The sequence below is a fragment of the Enterococcus crotali genome (assembly GCF_000633635.1).
Taxonomy (GTDB): Bacteria; Bacillota; Bacilli; order Lactobacillales; family Enterococcaceae; genus Enterococcus_L; species Enterococcus_L crotali.
Map to the genome: position 1 here is coordinate 284,539 of NZ_AYPQ01000007.1, position 6,529 is coordinate 291,067.

Here is a 6,529-nt window from a genome sequence, read left to right on the forward strand (position 1 = left end):
ATGAAGACTTTGGGTAAAAGGAAAAAATGAATAGAGGGGAAATACCTCCGTTACAGGTTCTTAATTTACCTACCAAAGCTCAGTCAGCTCTTTCATCTTTTAATTATAGGAGGGAATGGAATGAAATGGAATCGCAGTTTACCATCAGGAACAAAAGATAAGTTATTCCGAGAAGCAAATGGGGCTTATCAACTAGAAAAACAAGTCAATGATATTGTAAAAAAAAGAGGATACCAACGCATTGATACACCAGTAATCGAATTTGAAGATGTGTTTTACAGCGAAGAAAAAAATGAAAAAGAATTTTATCGTTTTTTTGACAAGCAAGGTCGGCTATTGGTGCTACGACCTGATATGACAATGCCGATTGGTCGTGTGATTGCAACGACTGGTATTCAGCCTCCGCTCAAATTATCTTATAGTGGCAAAGTATTTCGCTCAAATGATGACATGCTAGGAGAGCAAAATGAATTGACTCAAGCTGGAATTGAACTGGTCGGGTATTCTTCTTTAAAAGCAGAAGTCGAATGTATCACCTGTGCTGTTGAAATTTTAGAAGAACTGCAGATCCCTAATTTTCATTTTGAATTAGGCCATGCTCAAATTTTCCGTTTGATTGTGCGGTCACTTGGGTTAGATGAAGCGGCAAAAACAGAACTTGAACTTTATTTTAATCATAAAAGCTTAACGGATCTCAAGCAATTTGTAGAGAGATATCCAAGTGAGTTAGATGCATTCATCTGTGCAATTCCAAAGCTATTTGGAGAGGCAGATGAGGTACTTTCAATTGCAAAAACGCTTTTGCCGAAGGAATCAGCCATTATACAGGTCATCGAGGAATTAGAAATGTTGATGGGAATTGTTAAGACCTATCATCAAAAAATTTCGCTAACTGTAGATTTGGGATTGGTTGCATTGATGGATTATTATACAGGTGTTTTGTTTAGTGGGTATGCTGATTTAGTTCCAGATATTTTTTTACGAGGTGGACGTTATGACCATTTGGCAGAGCAATTCGGACATCCGGTGATTCCAGCAGTTGGATTAGGAATCAATTTAGATACATTGGTCGCTTTGCAGTATCAACTCAATAATCTGGCAGCTTTAAATCAACCAACGACATTAGTTCACAGTTCTTTGACCCAACTTGCCAAAGCTGAAGCACTAGTAAAAGAGCATCCTACTTACCAATTATCACTATTTGAAACATTAGATGAAGCACTAAAATATGGAGAAAAATGGCAGTATCAGCAAATTATCGAAGTAACGCAAGATAAAATACAGGTGATAAAGGTTGGTGATCCAATTTGACACAAATAACCATTGCATTGACGAAAGGACGTTTAGAAAAACAAACATTAGCCTTATTTGAACAAGCCGGAATCGATGTTTCATTTATGCAGGACAAACAACGAAAGCTGATCTTTACTAGCCCTGATCAGCGATTTACGTTTCTTTTAGTAAAAGCGGCTGATGTGACGACATATGTCCGTCATGGTGTGGCGGATATTGGGATTGTTGGCAAAGACGTTTTATTTGAGCATCCATTTGGCTATTATGAAATGTTGGATTTAAAGATTGGTTCATGTAAATTTTCAGTTGCCTCCACTAAAAATTACCAGCCGGATGATTATAAACGAAAGCGTATTGCAACAAAATACCCAACAGTTGCTTCCGAATATTTCCGTAAAAAAGGGGAAGATGTTGAAATCATTAAAATTGAAGGCTCTGTTGAAATCGCGCCTGTTTTAGGCTTAGCCGATGCCATTGTTGATATTGTTGAAACAGGAACGACATTAAAAGAAAATGGCTTAGAAATTTTTGAAGATATTTGTCCAGTCTCAGCGCGGGTCATTGTAAATAAAGCAATGCTAAAGCGTAAGCGCCAAGCGATTTTTCAATTGTTTGATGCATTGGAGTCTGTGATTGAGGAAGGAGCAAAAATATGAAGTGGTTAACAGGAAGTACTGCAGAAATTTTATCCGCTTTGGATGAAGATAGTAAGCTTACGCTTGAAGACAATCAAGAGGTAGAAGAACAAGTCCGAAAAATTATTCAGCAAGTGAATAAAAATGGCGACCAAGCATTGAGGGATTATTCTAAAAAATTTGATCAAGTTGAACTAGAGGATCTAGCTATTTCAAAGGAGACGATCGATTCAGGGTATCAGCGAGTAGAAAAAGAAGTCATCGAAGCTCTAGAAGCCGCTAAAGAAAATATTATAAGTTATCATAAAAAGCAAAAGCAATATGATTTTATGGATACAGAAAAATCAGGTGTGTTACGCGGACAATTAGTGTTGCCGCTTGCTCGAGTGGGCGTTTATGTTCCAGGTGGAACTGCTGCGTATCCTTCTTCTGTATTGATGAACGTTTTGCCAGCTAAAATCGCAGGAGTCGAAGAGATAGTTATGATCACACCGCCTTGTGTTACTGGAATTCCTGATGTGATTTTAGCAGCGGCTAAAATCTCAGGGGTGGATAAGATTTTTCAAATCGGTGGAGCTCAGGGAATCGCTGCACTTGCATTAGGAACAGAAACGGTTCCAAAAGTTGATAAAATTGTCGGACCAGGTAATATCTTTGTGGCTACAGCCAAGAAGCAAGTATTTGGTTTAGTTGGCATTGATATGATTGCAGGGCCTTCTGAAATCGGGATCTTAGCGGATAAGGATGCAAATCCAGTTTATATCGCAGCGGATTTGCTGTCCCAAGCGGAACATGATACGCTTGCCAGAGCAATAGTTGTAACCGATTCAGTTGTACTCGCCGAGCAAGTGGAAAAAGAACTATACAGTCAACTTGAGACTTTGCCGCGTAAGGAAATCGCAGCAAAAGCAATTGAAGATCATGGACGTATCATTATTGCTCCATCTGTGACCGAGATGTTTACGATCATGAATAAGATTGCACCAGAACATTTGGAAGTACAGCTAAATGATCCAATCAGCTATTTACATGATATAAAAAATGCCGGATCTATTTTTTTAGGAGAATATGCCTCAGAACCTGTAGGAGATTATTTTTCTGGAACCAACCATGTATTGCCCACAAGTGGGACAGCCAAATTTTATTCTCCATTAGGTGTATATGATTTTGTGAAGTATAGTCAAGTCACCTACTATACGAAAGAAGCGTTGGCAGATGCTAAGGATGCAGTTGCACTTTTGGCGAGAAAAGAAGGGCTAGAAGCACATGCCAGAGCAGTTGAATGCCGTTTTACTTTGAAAGGTACCAAGAAAGATAACGAAACCATGGGTTAAGATTTATTGTTCCTACGATACTCATCGCAAGAGTAGGCTTAGTGCGAGGTGAGGGAAAGAAATTGTTTCCCTAAGTTATGTTGTTTCGTTAGCTTGATTAGGTTTTAAATTGGAGGGAGAAAGATCATGAGAACAGCTACTTTAAAAAGAGAAACTGCAGAAACAAAAATTGAGTTACGGCTGGATTTAGATCATCAAGAGCCTGTAACTATTCAGACGGGAGTTGGTTTTTTTGATCATATGTTGATTTTGTTTGCCCGTCACAGTCGTATTTCTTTAGAAGTCAAAGTAGAAGGTGATTTAGAAGTAGACAGTCATCATACGGTAGAAGATGTTGGGATTGTTTTAGGACAATGTATTCGAGAAGCACTAGGTGATAAAGTTGGAATCAACCGCTATGGGACCAGTTTTGTACCGATGGATGAGTCTTTAGGGATGGCCTCATTGGATTTAAGCGGACGCTCCTATTTAGTGTTTGATGCAGCTTTTGATAATCCGAAACTTGGGGATTTTGATACAGAGCTTACAGAAGAATTTTTCCAAGCTTTGGCATTTAATACTCAAATGAATCTTCACTTAAAAATTTTACATGGGAAAAATACCCATCATAAAATAGAAGCATTATTTAAAGCCACAGGGCGAGCTCTGAGAGAGGCAATCACTGAAAATCCGTCCATCCAAGGAATCAACTCCACGAAAGGAATTCTATAGATGATTATTATCATTGATTACGATACTGGGAATACGCGAAATGTTCAAAAAGCTTTAGATTATGTAGGATTAGAAAATAAAATATCTGCTGATGTTCAGGAAATCCAAAAGGCAGACGGGTTGATTCTTCCTGGAGTAGGTGCTTTTTCATTAGCTATGGAGGAATTAAAGCAACGGGGATTAGTTCGTGTGATCCAAGACATTGCTCAAAAGGGCACACCGATTTTAGGTGTGTGCTTAGGAATGCAGTTACTTTTAGAAGGAAGTATGGAAAATGGTTTTACAGAAGGATTAGGATTGATCGAAGGAATTTGTGAAAGATTACCAGATGATCCTAATTTGCCTGTTCCTCATATGGGATGGAATCAATTAGTGGTGACCAAAAAAACGTTATTAACGAAAGAAGTGGACGGCGAATATGTCTATTTTGTTCATTCTTATTATGCGGATTGCGAGCCTGATGTGATCGACGGACTGGTACAATACTCAATTAAAATTCCAGCAATGATTTCAAAAGGAAATGTTTACGGAACGCAGTTTCATCCTGAAAAGAGTAGTGAAGCTGGTTTGATGATTTTAAGAGGATTTAAGGAGGCGGTGGAACATGCGAATTTTACCGGCAATTGATATTAGAGAAGGAAAAGCTGTTCGCTTGGTTCAAGGTGATTTTTTACAAAAGACGATCGTAAATCACAATCCGATTGCTCAGGCACAAGAATTTAAAGCTGCGGGTATGGAGATGATTCATGTCGTTGATTTAGATGGGGCTCTGATGGGGAAAGCAGAAAATGCCTCATTAATCGAACAAATGAAAAAAACAACCGATCTCAAAATCGAAATTGGCGGAGGCATTCGTACACTGGAACAAATCGACGACTATATCACGCTTGGCATCGATCGAATCATTATTGGTTCAGCAGCCTTAACAGATCCAGAATTGGTTAAGGCTGCTGTCAAAAAGTATGGCGATAAAATTGCTGTAGGGATTGACGCGAAAAAAGGGAAAGTCGCCATTAGTGGTTGGCTAGATGTTAGTGAAACAGATTATGTGCAAATGGCCAAGGAAATGGCAGCAATCGGCGTTCGAACGATTATTTATACAGATATTGCAAAAGATGGGACTTTAACTGGACCGACTTTTGAAGATTATGAAATGCTAGCGAAAGCTGTACCTGAAGTACAAATCATTGCTTCTGGTGGTGTCAGCAGTAAAGATGATTTGGTGAAACTGGCCGAATTAGGTCTATATGGTGCAATCGTTGGAAAAGCTTTTTACAATGGTGCAATCACTTTAGCTGAGATGCTGGAGGTGGAACAACATGCTTACTAAACGTATTATTCCCTGTCTAGATGTAACCGATGGCCGAGTGGTTAAAGGGGTTAATTTTATTGATTTACAAGACGTTGGTGATCCGGTTGAAATAGCACAAGCCTATAATGAACAAGGGGCAGATGAGCTAGTTTTTCTAGACATCACGGCGACTAGTGATGACCGCAAGACGATGGTCGAAGTCGTTGAACGAACGGCGGCAGTGGTCTTTATTCCTTTAACGGTGGGCGGAGGTATCCGCAGTGTTTCGGATATGAAAAGAATGTTGCAGGCTGGTGCGGATAAGATTTCGCTTAATTCTGCAGCAATAAAGCAGCCAGAATTGATCAAGGACGGTGCTGAAAAATTTGGTTCACAATGTATAGTTGTAGCAATCGATGCAAAACGAACGGGTGATTCCTGGCATGTTTTTGTTAAAGGCGGGCGAGAAGATACAGGATTGGATGTGATAGAATGGGCCAAAAAAGCTGTGACGTTAGGCGCAGGCGAACTATTACTGACAAGCATGGATGCTGATGGTACAAAAAAAGGGTATGATCTTGCATTAAATCAAGCTGTAAGTGCGGCTGTCAATGTTCCTGTGATCGCATCAGGCGGTTGTGGCAAGGCAGATGATATTGTGGAGGTATTTAAACAAACAAAAGTATCAGCTGCTTTAGCTGCGAGTATTTTTCATTATGGTGAGGTAAAGATTCCCGACTTAAAAGCGATAATGACGCTTAGAGGAATGGAGGTGCGAAGATGACGCCTGATTTTAGTAAAGGCTTACTACCAGCAATCATTATAGAAGCTAAAACAAACGAAGTACTGATGTTGGCTTATATGAACGAAGAAAGCTATAAAAAAACACTTGAAACAGGAACGACTTGGTTTTATTCACGATCTCGCCAACAATTGTGGAATAAAGGAGAAACCAGTGGAAACAGTCAAAAAGTAAACAGCATCGTGACCGATTGTGACAAAGATACTTTGCTGATTACGGTTGAACAGACCGGACCTGCTTGCCATACCGGTGAGCATAGTTGTTTTTTCAATGTAATTATCTAGCGCCACAGGCTAGCCTTTCGGAAAAAAGATAAACTATGATGTTGGCCCAAAGCGCCACCTTCCTATTTTCCTAWTTTTCAGACAAGGCTGACCGACCCTGTTTCGCTTTAAAAATTATCTAGCGCCACAGGCTAGCCTTTCGGAAAAAAGATAAACTATGATGTTGGCCCAAAGCGCCA

The 6,529-nt window shown here is 39.6% G+C and carries 8 protein-coding genes; all 8 read left to right on the plus strand.

Features of this window, described 5'->3' with window-relative positions:
• The first annotated feature begins 120 nt into the window (after positions 1 to 120).
• The 8 genes from hisZ to hisI all read left to right on the plus strand — a co-directional run bounded on the left by hisZ (position 121) and on the right by hisI (position 6,350).
• A complete protein-coding gene (gene hisZ / locus V192_RS0116300; RefSeq protein WP_025873374.1) occupies positions 121 to 1,311 on the plus strand; it encodes an ATP phosphoribosyltransferase regulatory subunit in 1,191 nt (396 codons plus the stop codon).
• The gene (gene hisG, locus V192_RS0116305) at positions 1,308 to 1,949 is read left to right on the plus strand and encodes an ATP phosphoribosyltransferase (RefSeq protein WP_025873375.1); all 642 of its coding nucleotides are present in this window, start codon (positions 1,308 to 1,310) and stop codon (positions 1,947 to 1,949) included. The genes hisZ and hisG overlap by 4 nt, the downstream gene beginning before the upstream one ends.
• On the plus strand, positions 1,946 to 3,262 hold the full coding sequence (gene hisD / locus V192_RS0116310; RefSeq protein WP_025873376.1) for a histidinol dehydrogenase: 1,317 nt from the start codon (positions 1,946 to 1,948) through the stop codon (positions 3,260 to 3,262). The genes hisG and hisD overlap by 4 nt, the downstream gene beginning before the upstream one ends.
• A 126-nt stretch (positions 3,263 to 3,388) precedes the next feature.
• A complete protein-coding gene (gene hisB, locus V192_RS0116315; RefSeq protein ID WP_025873377.1) occupies positions 3,389 to 3,973 on the plus strand; it encodes an imidazoleglycerol-phosphate dehydratase HisB in 585 nt (194 codons plus the stop codon).
• Positions 3,974 to 4,600, plus strand: coding sequence for an imidazole glycerol phosphate synthase subunit HisH (gene hisH, locus V192_RS0116320; protein ID WP_025873378.1), 627 nt, complete (start codon positions 3,974 to 3,976; stop codon positions 4,598 to 4,600). It abuts the gene before it with no gap.
• Positions 4,578 to 5,303: a 1-(5-phosphoribosyl)-5-[(5-phosphoribosylamino)methylideneamino]imidazole-4-carboxamide isomerase gene (hisA, locus tag V192_RS0116325; protein ID WP_025873379.1), complete on the plus strand. Its 726-nt coding sequence runs from the start codon at positions 4,578 to 4,580 to the stop codon at positions 5,301 to 5,303. Before hisH ends, hisA begins: the two co-directional genes overlap by 23 nt.
• A complete protein-coding gene (hisF, locus tag V192_RS0116330; protein WP_025873380.1) occupies positions 5,293 to 6,048 on the plus strand; it encodes an imidazole glycerol phosphate synthase subunit HisF in 756 nt (251 codons plus the stop codon). The genes hisA and hisF overlap by 11 nt, the downstream gene beginning before the upstream one ends.
• Positions 6,045 to 6,350, plus strand: coding sequence for a phosphoribosyl-AMP cyclohydrolase (gene hisI / locus V192_RS0116335; protein WP_025873381.1), 306 nt, complete (start codon positions 6,045 to 6,047; stop codon positions 6,348 to 6,350). Before hisF ends, hisI begins: the two co-directional genes overlap by 4 nt.
• Positions 6,351 to 6,529 lie beyond the last annotated feature (179 nt).

Excerpts from the sequence above, each read along its gene's own strand:
- hisZ (WP_025873374.1), top strand. The coding sequence starts at position 121 with ATGAAATGGAATCGCAGTTTACCATCAGGAACAAAAGATAAGTTATTC.
- hisD (WP_025873376.1), top strand. The coding sequence starts at position 1,946 with ATGAAGTGGTTAACAGGAAGTACTGCAGAAATTTTATCCGCTTTGGAT.
- hisB (WP_025873377.1), top strand. The coding sequence starts at position 3,389 with ATGAGAACAGCTACTTTAAAAAGAGAAACTGCAGAAACAAAAATTGAG.
- hisH (WP_025873378.1), top strand. The coding sequence starts at position 3,974 with ATGATTATTATCATTGATTACGATACTGGGAATACGCGAAATGTTCAA.
- hisA (WP_025873379.1), top strand. The coding sequence starts at position 4,578 with ATGCGAATTTTACCGGCAATTGATATTAGAGAAGGAAAAGCTGTTCGC.
- hisF (WP_025873380.1), top strand. The coding sequence starts at position 5,293 with ATGCTTACTAAACGTATTATTCCCTGTCTAGATGTAACCGATGGCCGA.
- hisI (WP_025873381.1), top strand. The coding sequence starts at position 6,045 with ATGACGCCTGATTTTAGTAAAGGCTTACTACCAGCAATCATTATAGAA.